This is a genomic window from Geomicrobium sp. JCM 19039 (genome assembly GCF_000698145.1).
Taxonomy (GTDB): Bacteria; Bacillota; Bacilli; order Bacillales; family Marinococcaceae; genus Geomicrobium_A.
On the sequence record NZ_BAXB01000005.1, the window covers coordinates 136,728 to 152,618 of the forward strand.

General features: G+C 44.1%; 9 protein-coding genes and 4 pseudogenes. 10 read left to right on the plus strand and 3 right to left on the minus strand.

Annotated features, from left to right (window positions below; genetic code table 11):
• Positions 1-92: 92 nt before the first annotated feature.
• Positions 93-713 carry an SCO family protein gene (locus JCM19039_RS07330; protein ID WP_052398594.1) on the plus strand — a complete coding sequence of 207 codons (621 nt, stop codon included), beginning with the start codon at positions 93-95 and terminating at the stop codon, positions 711-713.
• 228 nt (positions 714-941) lie between these two features.
• Complete coding sequence (locus JCM19039_RS07335; RefSeq protein ID WP_042425496.1) at positions 942-1,295, plus strand: YisL family protein; 354 nt, start codon at positions 942-944, stop codon at positions 1,293-1,295.
• A gap of 258 nt (positions 1,296-1,553) precedes the next feature.
• Here JCM19039_RS07335 and fdhA read toward each other — a convergent pair.
• Positions 1,554-2,755 (minus strand): annotated as a pseudogene (gene fdhA / locus JCM19039_RS07340) (formaldehyde dehydrogenase, glutathione-independent).
• 103 nt (positions 2,756-2,858) lie between these two features.
• A complete protein-coding gene (locus JCM19039_RS07345; protein ID WP_042425501.1) occupies positions 2,859-3,554 on the minus strand; it encodes a hypothetical protein in 696 nt (231 codons plus the stop codon).
• Between the two features lie 140 nt (positions 3,555-3,694).
• Here JCM19039_RS07345 and zupT point away from each other — a divergent pair.
• Positions 3,695-4,507 (plus strand): annotated as a pseudogene (gene zupT, locus JCM19039_RS07350) (zinc transporter ZupT).
• A gap of 753 nt (positions 4,508-5,260) precedes the next feature.
• Here zupT and JCM19039_RS07355 read toward each other — a convergent pair.
• Positions 5,261-6,687, minus strand: a pseudogene (locus JCM19039_RS07355) (aldehyde dehydrogenase family protein).
• Between the two features lie 141 nt (positions 6,688-6,828).
• Here JCM19039_RS07355 and JCM19039_RS07360 point away from each other — a divergent pair.
• The 7 genes and pseudogenes from JCM19039_RS07360 (at position 6,829) to JCM19039_RS07385 (ending at position 14,348) form a co-directional block, all read left to right on the plus strand.
• Positions 6,829-7,635, plus strand: coding sequence for an alpha/beta fold hydrolase (locus tag JCM19039_RS07360; RefSeq protein WP_042425504.1), 807 nt, complete (start codon positions 6,829-6,831; stop codon positions 7,633-7,635).
• Between the two features lie 301 nt (positions 7,636-7,936).
• The gene (locus JCM19039_RS07365; RefSeq protein WP_042425508.1) at positions 7,937-9,484 is read left to right on the plus strand and encodes an AbgT family transporter; all 1,548 of its coding nucleotides are present in this window, start codon (positions 7,937-7,939) and stop codon (positions 9,482-9,484) included.
• A gap of 125 nt (positions 9,485-9,609) precedes the next feature.
• A pseudogene (topB, locus tag JCM19039_RS25310) lies at positions 9,610-11,306 on the plus strand (DNA topoisomerase III); the annotation flags it as partial.
• A 195-nt stretch (positions 11,307-11,501) separates the two neighbouring features.
• Positions 11,502-11,729, plus strand: a complete 228-nt coding sequence (locus JCM19039_RS25315; protein WP_238544968.1) for a topoisomerase C-terminal repeat-containing protein — start codon at positions 11,502-11,504, stop codon at positions 11,727-11,729.
• Positions 11,730-11,788: 59 nt separating this feature from the next.
• Complete coding sequence (locus JCM19039_RS07375; RefSeq protein ID WP_042401693.1) at positions 11,789-12,181, plus strand: Rrf2 family transcriptional regulator; 393 nt, start codon at positions 11,789-11,791, stop codon at positions 12,179-12,181.
• 82 nt (positions 12,182-12,263) lie between these two features.
• Positions 12,264-13,166, plus strand: coding sequence for an NAD(P)/FAD-dependent oxidoreductase (locus JCM19039_RS07380; RefSeq protein ID WP_042425511.1), 903 nt, complete (start codon positions 12,264-12,266; stop codon positions 13,164-13,166).
• Positions 13,167-13,745: 579 nt separating this feature from the next.
• Entirely contained in the window at positions 13,746-14,348 is a 603-nt protein-coding gene (locus JCM19039_RS07385; RefSeq protein ID WP_042425514.1) for a short chain dehydrogenase, read from the plus strand.
• Positions 14,349-15,891: the final 1,543 nt, after the last annotated feature.

Sequence of the window (15,891 nt, forward strand, 5' to 3'; positions counted from 1 at the left end):
GACATAGTTGCCAAGCTTGTGCATATTCCTCAAAGTAGAGAAACGTCTTAAACAAGCATGAACCACAGACGAAATCTAAAGGAGGAAGGAATTTGCACAGAAAACATTGGATGTTCATTAGTGCACTCGCGGTCGCGTTCGTACTCTCAGCATGTGGTTCGTCTGAACCGGAAGCGGGCGATGCTGAAGAACCAACAACAGCGACAGACGGGGGACATTTAGAACTGCATGACTTCTCGTATACGAATCAGGATAACGAGACTGTATCAAACGAAGACTTGAAAGGAAAGTACTCTCTCGTCAATATGGTCTTTACGCGTTGCCCGACCGTTTGTAATTTAATGACCCCTAACATGACCGAACTTCAAGACGAATTAAATGAGCGGGAGCTAGATGTGAATTTAATTTCATTTACGGTTGATCCAGAACACGATACGCCAGAGCAGTTAAAAGCATACGGAGAGCAGTATGATGCAGATTTTTCTAACTGGGACTTTCTCACAGGCTATGACAGAATGGAAGTAGAGAATTTTGCTGCCGCATCTTTTAATAGTGTTGTTCAAGCGCACCCTGAAAACGAGGATATCATTCACTCGACGCAAACATTCCTCGTCGATATGGATGGTCGTGTAATTGAAACGTATGATGGACTTGATGTCGATCATTCTCCAATTGTAAATGACCTTGAAGTATTGGTAGAACAAGAGAAATAATTACATGTTGAAGAGTTGATGATAAATTTAAATACAGAATTGACCGTGCTGCCTGCATCATGAGAGTGATGTGGGCAGTACGTCTATACACTACATAGAAACAGCTTTTCTGTTCATCTTCTGTTCATATTTCGTTAGTAAACTAGTAATTAGAAAGGATATAAAGTGATGGATTCGGGTAATCCTGTTAGAATGAAAGAGAGTAGGATTACAGGAAGGGTGTAAAAAATGTTTGATATGTTCTTTGCTTCACATCAAGGCTCTTGGGCTTTTGTTGCGGCGCTATTTATCGTTGCGTACTTTTTGTTTACGAGTCATAAGAACAAACCTGGTAAAATTCTTCATATGATTCTTCGTCTGTTCTTTATCATCATGCTCGTTTCAGGTGTGGGTATGCTCTTTGAGATGGGCTGGCCGCTCGTTTACATTGTTAAAGGCATCTTAGCTGTCGTTATGATCGGTCTAATGGAAATGTCTCTTGGCAAAGCGAAGCGGGGAGAGAATGGTATGGGCGCCTTTATTGGTGTGATCGTACTTCTCGTTATTGTTGCGCTCATGGGCTTTAATGTCATTACGTTTTAATGAATTGCAGGACCACTGGTACGGCTAGTGGTTTTTCTAGTGGCACAAACGACTCATTTTTCTCATTTTTGTTTGAAACCTTCACCGTTTAGGTATAGACACATATGACAAAAATGAGGAGCGGTTACTTATGATCCGAACAATTCTCATGATTATTGGACTCATCGTCGTTGTGAGCATTATTATTAGCTTGATTTAATGAAAGAAAAGCAGTAAGGGGGTCGGCGGCTCTCCCCTTACTGCTTTTTTCTTAACGCTTTACCATCGTGAGTCAATGACGAATTTCTTGGCAGCACCTTCATCGAAATAGGCGTACCCTTTTGGTGCATCGTCCAATGAGATGAGTTCTGCGTTTACTGCTTTAGCAATGTTCGCTTTTCCTGAAAGAATGGATTTCATTAAGCTCCGGTTGTATTGCATCGCAGGAGTCTGTCCGGTTGTAAAGGTATGAGCTTTTGCCCAGCCGAGACCGAACCGAACTTTTAAAGAGCCAGTTTTCGCATCGTCGTCGAGACTCCAGGATCTTCAGTCACATATAACCCCGGAATACCAAGGCTACCTCCAGCTTGGGTAACGTCCATGATTGCATTCAGGACTGCGGCAGGTTGTTCACCCGCTTCCCCGTGCCCTGATGCTTCAAACCCTACCGCGTCAACTGCTGCATCCACTTCTGGTACTCCTAGAATCTGATCAATTTGTTCACCGAGACGATCATGTTCTTTTAGATTAATGGTTTCGCACCCGAAGCTACGGGCTTGTTCAAGACGTCGCTCATTCAAGTCTCCCACGATAACCGCTGATGCGCCGAGAAGCTGAGCAGAGTGAGCAGCCGCTAAACCAACAGGACCTGCTCCGGCGATGTAGACGGTGGATCCCGTTTTGACACCTGCCGTATATGCGCCGTGAAAACCAGTTGGGAAAATATCCGTTAGCATCGTTAAATCCAAAATTTTCTCCATTGCCAGATCTTTGTCTGGGAAGACGAGTAATTGGAAATCAGCATAAGGCACCATCACGTACTCTGACTGTCCACCGACCCATCCACCCATATCCACATAACCGTAAGCAGCACCTGGGCGTTCTGGATTCACATTCGTACAAATGTGGGTTTTTTGCGTCTGGCACATCACACACCGACCACATGCGATGTTAAACGGCACCGAAGCAATGTCTCCTTTCTTAACAAACTCCACGTCTCTACCGACTTCAATCACTTCGCCTGTAATTTCATGACCAAGAACTAAACCTTGAGGAGCGGTTGTCCGACCGCGAACCATATGTTGGTCACTGCCGCAAATGTTCGTCGTAATGACTTTCAAGATCACCCCGTGCTCACATTTACGGTTTACATTTGCTTTGGGTACACCAGGGCCATCTCGTAACACGAGATCAGGGTAGGCAATGTCTTCAACAGTGACTTCACCAGGTCCTTGGTACACGACTGCGCGATTGCTTGACATTCGAATCCCTCCAGAAAAGAATTGCCACATTCGGCTACTTGTCCAATTCCCGGTCAATAAAATTTTTAATCATAATTTTCTGATATAAAAACCCCGAAGTGAACTAGTTCTCGTTCACTTCAGCTTGTACGTCTTCCAATGATTCATAAACCGTCACATTCGCATCTTCATCAAACAGTACCCAAGCGGGTAACGTTTCAATTTCAAAGATCTCTTTGTAATTGTGGGCGTGGTCATCGGATGATTGAGGCAAGTAGTACAGGTCTAATACGTCTGGATGGTCGAGTAAGTCATTAACGTCTCCTTCGGGCAACTCATTTACGCCATCGGTTTCATCATAAACATACCCGACCGTAACCCCAGGCTCTGAAGGCGCATACTCCGCAATAATTTCCTCTGCTGTCACAGGGTCTACGACAACGTAGTCAAGCTCAATCGGCCCTTCAATATCATCAAACTCTGCCATGTCAAAGTCAAACCGTAACCGTTCTCCTTCTTCAATATCTGGATCTTCCATAATTGACCCATTACGGTCAATCACATCGAGCTCATCCGTCCGAACGACATCCATGGACCGAAGCATCATATCCGTAAATTCATAACCTTCCTCAAGAGCATGAGCTTGATGAGCTGGGGACATGTTCAGTGTAATCGTCTCATCGGTTATGCCTAATACATAACCTTCGGTAAGGTCATCAACATTGCCAATATGGATTTGATCTCCACTATTTTGTGATGGGTTCGTCCCGCAAGCCGTCAGCATAAGGGCAGGTAAAATGAACAACCATGTTTTCTTCATCGTATTCTCCTTATTAGAAGTCCGTCTTTTTATTTTAGTCGCGTTTGCGAGAAAATCGTTACACGCGCTTTCTTGCTCATGATCGGCATATCCTAACATATATATAGGACAACCAGCGAAGTGTAAAAGGGGAGTGGGCTGTGAGTGAAGAAGTGTGGCTAGCGTTTCTACTAACGTTGTTTGCAGGTCTTTCTACTGGCATTGGTAGTTTTATTGCATTCTTTACTTCGACACAAACACCAAGTTTTTATCTTGGGCATTAGGGTTTTCAGCAGGGGTGATGATTTATGTATCATTTATGGAGATTATACCAAAAGCTCATGAAGCGCTGACGGCGAGTACGACTGGAGAGACAGGCAGCTGGCTCACTGCCGGTGGTTTTTTTGCTGGCATACTCATGATTGCGATCATTGACCGGTGTGTGCCAGATGAGAAGAATCCGCATGAAGTTAAAAAGGTCGAGGAGATGAATGCGCCGAGAGCTCGTGTACTGCGGGACAACCCAGAACTTCTGAAAATGGGGACGTTAACCGCTTTAGCGATCGCTATTCATAACTTCCCCGAAGCGTCGCCACGTTCGCTTCTGCTGTGCATGATCCATCGCTCGGGGTCGCGATTGCCATTGCCGTCGCCATCCATAACATCCCGGAAGGGATTGCTGTTAGTGTGCCGGTCTACTATGCAACCGGCAGTCGTTGGCAAGCGTTTAAGTTATCATTCATGTCAGGGTTAGCAGAGCCTTTAGGGGCCGTCGTTGCCTTTTTATTTCTCATGCCGTACTTGAATGAGATGTCATTTGGATTCGTATTTGCGTCAGTTGCTGGCATTATGGTTTTTATTTCCTTAGATGAGCTATTACCAGCTGCGAGAAAATACGATGATGGTCACATGATATATACGGTGTAGTACTCGGTATGGCGGTTATGGCGACGAGTTTGATTTTGTTTCTATAAGATAAACCATCTATCTAAGTTGAACGAAAGAATTTCTTTACGAACGAATGGTAGACCAACCGTTAAAGCCTAAAGTTTAACGACTTTGAAGATCGATCTTAATCGTTCACAATAAACGTAGCAATGATGGGTATCTACTGTATTGACCACCAAAGTGTACCGATAGAGTTGAATGCAAATGTTGAGCAACCCCAATTCAACAACGTCGCCTATCCCGTCCCGTTGATTGGAACGAAAGGCGGTGACGCCTGTAGAAATTGGGCCGAGACGAGAACACGCAGGTCGTTAGACCGAGGAAGCTCGGCCGGTCTCCGCGGTAAAGTAGACACAGCGAACACAAGCGGCAGCGCAGGGTGAGGTGATGTCGCACTTATACTCTGGAGTGTCAAGAAAACACGGTGGCTGTCTTTAGGCCGCCGATGTTGCCCTTATACTCTGGACTACAAGCATACGCCTGCAGTGGAAAGCAACAACAAACTGTGCAATTAGGAAAATGTTAAGTTCATCCTATATAGAACAACGAAAAAGCGTCCCGAGATGGGACACTTTTTCGTTGTTCATAATCACCCTTTACGAAAAGCTCTTCGTTCCGCGTACTCCAAGCACTTTTCACAAACGGAGATCTTTTCATTTTCCAGTGTGTAGTACGGTTTCATGTGCCCTTGGCTACTCTTGCAAAAGAAGCAGCTCTTCTTTTTGAACCAACGTTTGAACATATTTGGTGCTCCTCATGCGTGTTGTGTCTTTGATCGGTTATGAGGACATCCCGACGACAGATTTAATCTCAAGGTATTCCTCAATGCCGTAGTCTCCCCATTCTCTACCTATACCCGACTGTTTGTAACCACCAAACGGTGCGGAGAAGTCGGCAGGAGGTGTGTTGATTGAGATTCTGCCTGCTCGGATGGAAGATGCGACATATTCCACCGTTTTTGGATCATCTCCAACAACATAACCTGCGAGACCATAAATCGTATCATTCGCAATTCGAATGGCGTCCTCGAGGTCATCATACGTAATAATCGACATGACCGGACCGAAGATTTCTTCTCTTGCAATAACCATGTCATTGTTGACGTTCGTAAACACGGTTGGTTTTACATAATATCCTTTTTCTAACCCTTCAGGTTTACCTGTACCTCCAACAAGTAACGTTGCGCCTTCCTCCTCGCCTTTCTTAATGTACTCTTGGACGCGGTCGTATTGCTTTTCGGCGACGAGAGGGCCATAAAATGTATTCTCATCCCGAGGATCACCTACAGGGAACTTCGGAAGCACCTCTTTAACTGCTTCGACAAATTCGTCGTGTTTTGTTTTGGATACGAGCGTTCGAGTTGCGGCTGTACACACTTGTCCGGAATTGGCTAAGACGTTTGAAACAGCGATTTTTGCTGCTTTCTTCACGTCATAATCATCTAGAACAATTAACGGCGATTTGCCACCGAGTTCAAGTGCACACGTTTTACCGTTTTGGCAGCGTTTTCACTAATCTTCTGTCCGACAGCACCAGACCCTGTAAAGGAAACAAAATCAATGTCTGGGTGAGAGCTGATTGCATCCCCGACGGTTTCACCTGATCCATTTACGAGGTTGAATACTCCTTTAGGCACGCCTGCCGCTTCGAATACTTCAGCAAGAATGATCGCTGCATACGGTGTGAGCTCAGATGGTTTTAACACAACTGGACTTCCGGCAGCAAAGGCACTGGCAAGTTTCGTCGATGTTTGGTTTGTTGGGAAGTTCCAAGGGGTAATGAGTCCGCTCACACCGATCGATTCTTTCCGGATAAGCGTCGACCCACGGTTTTCCGTAAATTCGAATGTGTCTAGTTGCTTTGCTGCTTCTTTAAAATGAGAGAGTCCCATATTGTAATGGACTTTGTGGCTCATTTTTACAGGGGCTCCGAGCTCTTGTGTAATCATTTCGACAAAGTCATCTTTTCGTTTCTCATATTCTTCAGCAATCCGATGTAGCAGGTCAATGCGGTCGGATTTAGATGTTTGTGAGAAATGTGGAAAAGCAGCTCGTGCCGCTTTCACTGCGCGGTCAACGTCTTCTTTCGTGCCGTTACTAATAGTACCAATCACTTCTTCTGTAGCAGGATTAATCACTTCGATAGTATCTTTGCCCGAAGATTCTGTCCATTCTCCGTTAATGTAATGCAAAAGATCGGATCTCATGAATTATCGCTCCTTTTAGTAAGTGCATTTTGATTACGGCGAAGCGTGTAATCTATACCCTTATCATACTGGATATAAACAAGTTTCAAAAGCAAGACTTTTGGGAATTGATTTCCATACGATGTGAAAGGTGTGTATACGATGAGTCATTTCATTGAAGTCGGAGAGAAAACAAACGTGTTTGTAGAAGATATTGGTAGAGGCAAGCCGGTCGTCTTTTTGCACGGTTGGCCTGTGAACCATAAGATGTTTGAACATCAAATGTCTGTGCTGCCTGAGAAAGGGTTTCGCTTCATCGGTATCGACCTTAGAGGATACGGAAATTCAGATAAACCATCACACGGGTACGATTATGATACGATGGCAGACGATGTTCGAAAAGTCATTGATCAATTAAAACTTGAAGACGCTGTGCTTGCTGGCTTTTCAATGGGGGGAGCGATCGCGGTAAGGTATATGGCACGTCATGAAGGAAAAGGCATTTCGAAGTTGGCCCTTCTTGGTGCCGCCGCCCCAGTGTTTACCGAAAGAGATGACTTTGCACATGGCATTCCGAAAGACAATGTGAACGGATTAATCGATGGAGCCTATGCGGACCGAGCGAACATGCTCGTTGATTTCGGAAGTCTATTCTTTGGGAAAGACCCGAGTGAAGCGTACAATCGCTGGTTTCACGGTCTCGCTATGGAAGCAGGACCACACGCAACAATTCTTTCCGCACGGACGCTGAGGGACGCAGACTTGCGTGATGATCTCTCATCCATACACGTACCGACAGCGATATTGCATGGAAGAAATGATGAGGTTTGCCCGTTTGAGCTCGCTGAAATTCTTGAGCATGGCATTGAAAAAAGCACCTTGATTCCATTTGAAGAAAGTGGACACAGTCTTTTCCATGATGAGCGGGAAAAATTCAACGATGAGCTCGTTCGATTTATATCTGAATAAAGTAAAAAGCCAGCTTCTATTTTTAGAAGCTGGCTTTTTTTTATGTGCTATTTAGTGGGATATATTCCGAAAATTAGGGAGTTATAATGAGTTATATCTAACGTTTATCTTCTCTCAATAAATGGATAGTACTATTAGGTAGTTATTTTTTTAGAATAGTAAATTGACAATTGACATTTTCCTTTATCCCAATCATGATTATGATAAAACATCCAGCAAAAAACGAACTACGAAAATAGTGGGAATTCTTTTGCTATGTAAGAATTGTCAAGGCTAGGATAGAAAGAGGTAAGAAAGCATCATGAATGAAGAACACAACAAGCAGAAAAAAAGAGGATTGTTTCAACGTTTTCTTGATACGGTAGAGAAAACCGGCAACAGTCTTCCACATCCTATAACACTGTTTGCAATTTTGGCAGGTATCGTTGTGATCAGCTCGTTAATTGTGTCAAGTTTTGATGTGTCCGTTGACGACCCAGCGGAACCTGGTGAGACAATTGAAGTACAAAACCTTCTATCAGGCGAGGGTATTTCTTATATGTTTGAAAGCATGGTTGATAACTTTATCAACTTTGCTCCTCTTGGCGTTGTACTCGCAACAATGATTGGAATTGGTGTGTGTGAACGAACAGGTTTAATTAGCGCTGGCTTAAAAGCATTTGTCTTATCTATCCCCAACCGCATGATTACGGCGGGACTATTATTTGCAGCGATTATGTCAAGTGTGGCAACGGATGCAGGGTATGTAGTGTTGCCACCACTTGGGGCTGTCATTTACGCGGCACTTGGTAGACACCCTATTGCTGGGCTCGCCACTGCATTCGCCGGAGTTTCAGGGGGATTTAGTGCGAACCTTCTACTTACGTCCATCGACCCTATGCTTGGAGAAATGACAATTCGAGCAGCTGCGACCATTGATCCGTCTTATGCTGAGGGAATGAACGTAGCGATGAACTGGTGGTTTATTATTGCCTCAACGATCTTACTTACGATTGTTGGAACGTTTGTCTCAGAAAAGATTGTTGAACCGCGGTTAGGTGAATATAAAGGGGACTATACGGGTAGTCTTGAGCCACTTAAATCAGTAGAGAAAAAAGGGTTAGTGTATGCAGCGGTTTCTGTATTTTTATCTGCAGGTCTGCTTAGCTTGCTCGTCGTTCCTGAATGGGGGCCTATGCGCGGAGACAATCCAGAGATGCCGATTGTGATGTCGCCATTTATGGATTCGCTTGTCGCCATGATTATGATTTTGTTTCTCATTCCTGGCATCGTTTATGGAATTGTGACCAAGGAAATCCAAAGCGATAAAGACGTCGCAAAACAGATGTCGGATACGATGGCTTCAATGGGTATGTTTATCGTCCTTGCGTTTACAGCAGGTCAATTCGTCGCATATTTTAATGAGTCCAACCTAGATGTTGTGATGGGGATTTACGGTGGAGAATTGCTCACTTCATTGAATATCGATGGGCTTCCAGTCGTTATTGGTTTTATCCTTATTACAGCAACCTTAAACATGTTTATCGGTTCTGCTTCAGCAAAATGGGCGATGATGGCTCCGATCTTTGTACCTATTATGATGCAAACAGGGTATTCACCTGAACTTGCACAAGCTGTGTATCGTGTATCGGATTCAGCGACAAACATGATGACGCCATTGCTTCCTTACTTCGCAATGATTATTGCGTTTGCACAGAAGTACGATAAGCGGATGGGGATTGGTACGCTCATTTCTACCATGTTCCCATTCTCAATCTTCTTCTTGCTATCATGGTCAGTGATGTTAATTATTTGGATGTTCTTAGGCGTTGAACTTGGACCGAACGCACCAATTTATTACGAACCATAAAATTAAAGGTATGGAGCCATGTGCTTCATGCCTTTTTATTATATTTTCAGCTAGTCACCACGTGTTAAGGATGCGATAATTGGATAAAGATAGGAACGCACAAAGTAGCGGTAGAGGTGAGGAACATGACAACCGTCATTTTGGCTGAAAAGCCAAGTCAAGCGCGAGACTACGCGTCTGCATTTTCAAAAACGACGAAAAAGAATGGCTATATTGAAGTGACTGATCCGAATTACTTTAGCGACCGTACTGTCATTACGTGGGGGGTTGGCCACTTGGTCAACTTGGCTGAACCTCATCATTATAAAAAAGAATGGAAGAAATGGAAGTTGGACGAACTTCCGATTTTACCAGAGCAATTTCAGTTTTTTGTGCCTGCAGATAAAAAACAGCAATTTGATACAGTGAAGAAACTACTCGCTGTAGCAACACAAGTGATCATTGCCACAGATGCCGACCGAGAAGGGGAGAACATTGCAAGAAGTATTATTGAGAAAGCCCGTGCCTCGCACAAACCGACTCAACGATTGTGGATCAATTCTTTAGAGAAACAAGAAGTACAGCGTGGATTTACGCAGTTGCAGGAAGGGGACAAATATTTGTCTTTGTACGAAGAAGCAAAAGCACGTCAATTTGGTGATTGGCTTGTTGGAATGAATGCTTCTAGAGCCTACAGCCTTCTGCTACAAGAACGTGGGCTGTCACAAGCGTTTAGTGTCGGCCGTGTGCAAACACCCACGCTTTGCCTAATTCATCGTCGGGAAGAAGAAATCCGACACTTCAAGCCCGAGCCTATGTGGAGGTCTACGCCCGTATTCATACGAACGAGGGCTCATTTGAAGCGAAGCACCCGAATCGTTACGGCTCGATGCCTGAAGTAAAGAAAGTATTTAATGAAGCAGGCATCCGTGAGGAGGAAGAGGGAACGATTGCTGAAGTGAATCGTGTCGAGAAGCGGGTGAAATCTCCGCGATTGCATAGCTTAAGCACACTTCAAACGAAAGCGAACAAAAGATGGAAGCTGAGCCCTTCTCAAGTGCTTCGTACGGTTCAGTCTTTATATGAAAAGAAGCTTGTCACATATCCAAGAACAGATTCCAACTACATTACGCAACATGAATTCAAGTATTTGAACACAAACTTAACTAAATATAAACAATTGCTTTCTGTACCAGAGTCCACCTCTTCGCTCATTCAACATGGAAAGCCGGATCGTCGATACGTAAACGATCAAGCGGTGAAAGAGCACTATGCAATTATTCCGACGAAGCGGGTCCCTACACGCCGCCGCATCGATCAATTGCCAGCGCTTGAGAAGAAGATTTATGACGAAATCTTAACGAACACATTGGCGATGTTTATGCCAGCTCATCAGTTTGAAGAAACCCATGTAACAGTTGACATTAAGGGGCTAGAGTTCAAAGCGAAAGGCATCGTTGAACGAGTGAGAGGTTGGAAAGCGTTGCTATTTGAAAAGGGAGAAGACACAGAGCGTCTTCCGAATGTTCAAGAAGGAGAATCCGTTCATGCACACCTACGCGTACACGAAGATGAGACGAAGCCACCAAAACCTTATACGAATGGACAGCTCATTAACCTAATGAAAACGGCAGGCCAATCTGTTGAAGATGAGGAACTCAAAGAGGTGTTAAAGAAGACAGCAGGTATTGGCACAGAAGCGACAAGAAGCAGCATTATCGAAACACTCATTCGAGAAAACTACATTGAAGTCACGAAAAATATCGTTCGTGTGACCCCGAAAGGTCGTATTCTTTGTGAAGCTGTCGATGGAACACTGTTATCTAAAGCAGATATGACGGCTGAGTGGGAACAGTTTTTGCTAAGAATTGGGCAAGGGGAGAAATCAAAAGATCAATTTTTAACGAATATTGAGCAATTCATTCATCATCTGTTACAAACATCCAAGCAACAAGTCGGCCAGTTACAGCTAGACAGTTCTGTAACGGATCGAGTGAAACCCCCATCAATTGCAAATTGCCCTGCATGCGGGGGAGCCATGATCAAAAAGGGTAGAGTATACGGCTGTGACAAATATAAAGAAGGGTGCAAACAAGTGATTCCGATTCGAATTGCAGGAAAGACACTCACAGAAAATCAAATTCGGATGTTGTGTACGAAAAGAGAAACGAGAAAAATTAAAGGGTTCGTGAGCAAAAACAAGAAAAAGTTTTCAGCTGTGCTTACTCTAGATGAGCATGGCAAGATTGCATTCCAATTTGATTGACACAAACAGGTGTTGTTGATATTATAGACTCATATTATCTATGTTAAGGGAGCCGAAAGATGAAACTGTCCAAGGCGACGAATTATGCATTGCACACGATGCTCCATTTAGCTGTTGGCGATGATTCGGGACATACGAGTGTGGCCAAGCTTGCAGGCCATCAAAACGTCTCAACCACGTATCTATCCAAGATTTTAACAAAACTTGTGAAAGCGAGAATGATTGTTTCTGTTCCAGGTGCAAATGGGGGATATAAATTAAAAGCAGGCTGGGAGAAGATTTCCGTATTAGAAATGATTCGTGCGGTAGAGGGATTGCCTGCGATCTTTGATTATTGTGAGACACATAACCCAAACTGTGTCATTCAACGGTCCATTGAAGCTGCAGAGGAGAAGTTCTTTGCACAACTAGATGAAACAAGACTCGAAGATTTGGTCTCTCAAGTCCGATAAATGCCACTTTTTAGTGGCATTTATCACGGTTTAATTATAGATAATATAGGTCTTTATTATATTCATTGGAGAGTGTTAAAATATGAAAAATGTTGATGTCATTATTATCGGTGGGGGTGCGTCAGGTTCAGCTGCTGCTTTGACCCTCGGTCGTTCTCGTCAACACGTGTTATTATTTGATAACGATACGAACCGGAACCGTGTGACGAGAGAGTCACACAATTTCATTACGAGAGATGGCATGTCCCCGATTGCATTTCGAGAACGAGCGCAGCTTGATGCCCTTGCTTATCCGACGGTGAAGAAGATTTCTGCAACTGTAGCAAGCATTGCAAAAATAGGAGGCGGATGTGAAGTCACCACTGGAGAAGGAGAGGTGTTCGTCGCCAAACGAATTCTCATCGCGACTGGCGTACAAGAAGTGTTTTCTCACGAGCAAATTCGCACATATTATGGGACGTCCATTTTTGGCTGCCCTTTTTGTGATGGCTATGAATTACGTGACCAACCACTTGCTGTGTTTGCAGAGGATGAACCAGCCATTCTCCACTTGACGAAATTGTTGTCAAATTGGTCCGCAGATTTGGTCGTGTTTACAAATGGTAAACCTGTTGACAAAGAAGCTGTCAAACCGCTAACCGAGCAAGGAATTTCCATTCAAACAAACCCGATTAGCCAACTTCACGGAGAGAATGGAAAATTATCATCCGTTGAATTACTAAATGGAGAGCAGGTATTAAGGCGTGGCGGGTTCGTCGTTCCCGAATACGTGCGTGCAGACCCTTTTGCTGAACAACTCCAGTTAGAAAAAAATGATCGAGATGAAATTATTACTGATGGATTTGGGAGAACGAACGTACTTGGCGTTCATATTGCTGGTGAGACTGAGAAAAAAGCATCTTCCTCGCTTCTTATGGCTAGCACTGCCGGCAATATGGCCGCGTCAATGATGGTCATGGATATTGCCAATGAGCGGTTTAGCTAAGCAAATCGCTCATCGCTTGAACATGCGATCATGGTGGTTTCCAGTTCTTTTATATCTGGGGTCTAAACAATATAGTCTTTGGCAATAACCATTTTGCCTAACCCTTCAATTTGTTTGTTGAAGTTAGGAATAGGCTCGTCATAAAGACCGATAATGACTTTGTCAGAAATTCTGATATGCATTTAAAATGATCGTAACATGAGGAAGAGTAGGGAACACATTTTCAATGAAATTTACATGAAGTATATAATCGTTGTGGAGTTTTGGGTGATGACAAAAAAATCCCACTCCACTTCGATTTTTTTTGTGAGATTCATTTCGATATTTACGTTTGGAAATTTCTTTTTGTCACTAATACTTGAATATGCTAATTCATCCATGCGTTATACGCCATCAAAAACAGGAATTCATGTATTTTGTCCGGATGTTAATGTGCTCTTCTTCCGCATAATATTCACCGACTCTGTATGTTTATCTCACCCCATAACGGTAAATGAAGAATACAGACGGATTTTTTTCATAGTTATTAAGTTAATCCGTAAACTGAAGCGAATTCTTTTAGGAGAGGTTGTTGATTAGATGAAGGTGCTTCTCATTGGTGCAAGTGGAACGATCGGGAAGGAGATTTATGCGTTTCTTAAGAACCATCATGAAGTCATTCGAGCAGGGAGGAACGGTTCAGATATCCAAGTCGATATTACGGACGAGGCGAGTATCCAACAGATGTATGAGCAAACCGGTATCATTGATGCAGTCATTAATGCATCTGGGCGAGCCGGTTTTTCACCGATTAACGAGTTAACACCTGAAAAGAACGAAGTCGGTCTCAACAGTAAGCTGAAAGGGCAGATTAACCTGGTGCTTTTAGGTATTCCTTATGTGGCAGATGGTGGCAGTTTCACACTCACAACCGGAGTCATGATGGATGACCCAATACCACAAGGGGCTTCAGCTGCGATGGCAAATGGCGCGGTACGATCGTTTGTGAAAGCATCGGCAATTGAGATGCCACGTAGCATCCGAATTAATGCCGTAAGTCCAACAGTGCTAGAAGAATCATTTGAAAAACTTGGCAGTTATTTCCGTGGTTTTCAGCCTGTTCCCGGTAAAAAGGTCGCACAGGCGTACGTAAAGTCTTTGGAAGGGAAACAAACGGGGGAGCATTACGAAGTGTACGAATGATAACTTTGAACAGACGTGATCCGTTTGCTCAGTGATCACCATAGATAAAAGGGCAGAGAGGATGACTGCCCTTTTTATATGATCATTCACCCGTCAAACACCCCATATCATGCAATTTATGAAAGTTGGCGAAGTTCATGTGACATTCTATATTTGTTGAACTTAATATGCTCAAGTGATAAACATGACACAGCTCGTCATGTTCGCTTCCGCATCGAGCTGAACGAGCGATGCGAGCGGGAGGTCCCGACAGCCAAGTATACGAAGAAGTTTGATTTTTCTCTACCGAAGTTGAGGTGGTTTTTGCTTACAAGAACTTCTAGCTGAATTATGTTTGGGAATGATTAGGAGATTTGCAATCTAGATGAGTTGAACGAAAGAATTTCTTCAAGAACCAATGGTAAGCTTGGTTTAGTGGAAACTGTGCTCGAGTTGCGACCGATCTGTTCTCAAGTTGGGGAAAGTCGCAGGAAAAGCGATCTATTCTCATAAACTAGGGAACAGAATAAGCAAACTCGGTAACAGATCTTAAGTTCATGTGTACATCCCCGCCCCAAGTACCCGCAAGCTGTCGGCGCGAGCCGCGCCGAATCAAGTTCGGTTTCGTTTCGGCCCCGGCGGGGCCGACGTGTCGTTGGCACTTCAGCCTGGAATCTGCGCGCAAGTTTGGCGAAATCGGCGCTAAAATCAGTGAAAAGCTCAAACTTGCGCGCAAATGGGGAAAACTAGAGCGCAGAACGGTCGTTCGTCTTGCCCGCATATGCCGCCATCTCCTGCGGCAACGGGTTCAGAGAACCATCCTTTGCATTTTCAAGCCAAAAACCTAGCATACTGTCGGCGCAAATCGCGCGAACCGAGTCCGATTTTTTTCAGCCGCACTCAGGCCGACAGGTTGCTCACCTATGGGCATTGAATCTGCGCTCCAGTTGGAACAAACTGCGCGCAAGTTTAGCGGAATGAGCGCCAAAATCGTTAAACTAGGCAAACTAGCGCGCAAAATGGTACCCAGCACCCAGCACCAAGCTACCCCTCCAACCCAACAGCATAAATTAGGAAAATCTTGCGTTCGTTCTATATAGATCGTTTTTCACGATCTTCAGCTCTTTCGGTGGCAACAGCCACTCATTTTTGGGAATTTCTAGAGGGTTGGTGATCTATATAAGTTGATCTAAAGAATTTCTTCACAAACGAATGGTAGACTAACCGTTAAAGCCTGAAGTTCATCGACTTTGAGATCGATCTTAATCGTTTACAATAGACGTAGCAATGATGGGTATCTACTGCTATTGGCCTCCAAAGTGTAAGGATGAAGTTGAATGCCAATATTGAGCAACCCCAGTTCAGCGACGTCGTCTATTCAGTACCGTTAATTGGAACGAGAGGCGGTGACGCCTGCGGAAGAAGGGCCGAGACGAGACCCCGCAGGTCGCAAGACCGAGGAGGCTCGGCCGGTCCTCCGCGGCAAGCACCCGCCTGAAGTGGAAAGCAAACAACAAACTGTGCAATTAGAAAATGTTAAGTTCATCCTATATAGATCGCTTCA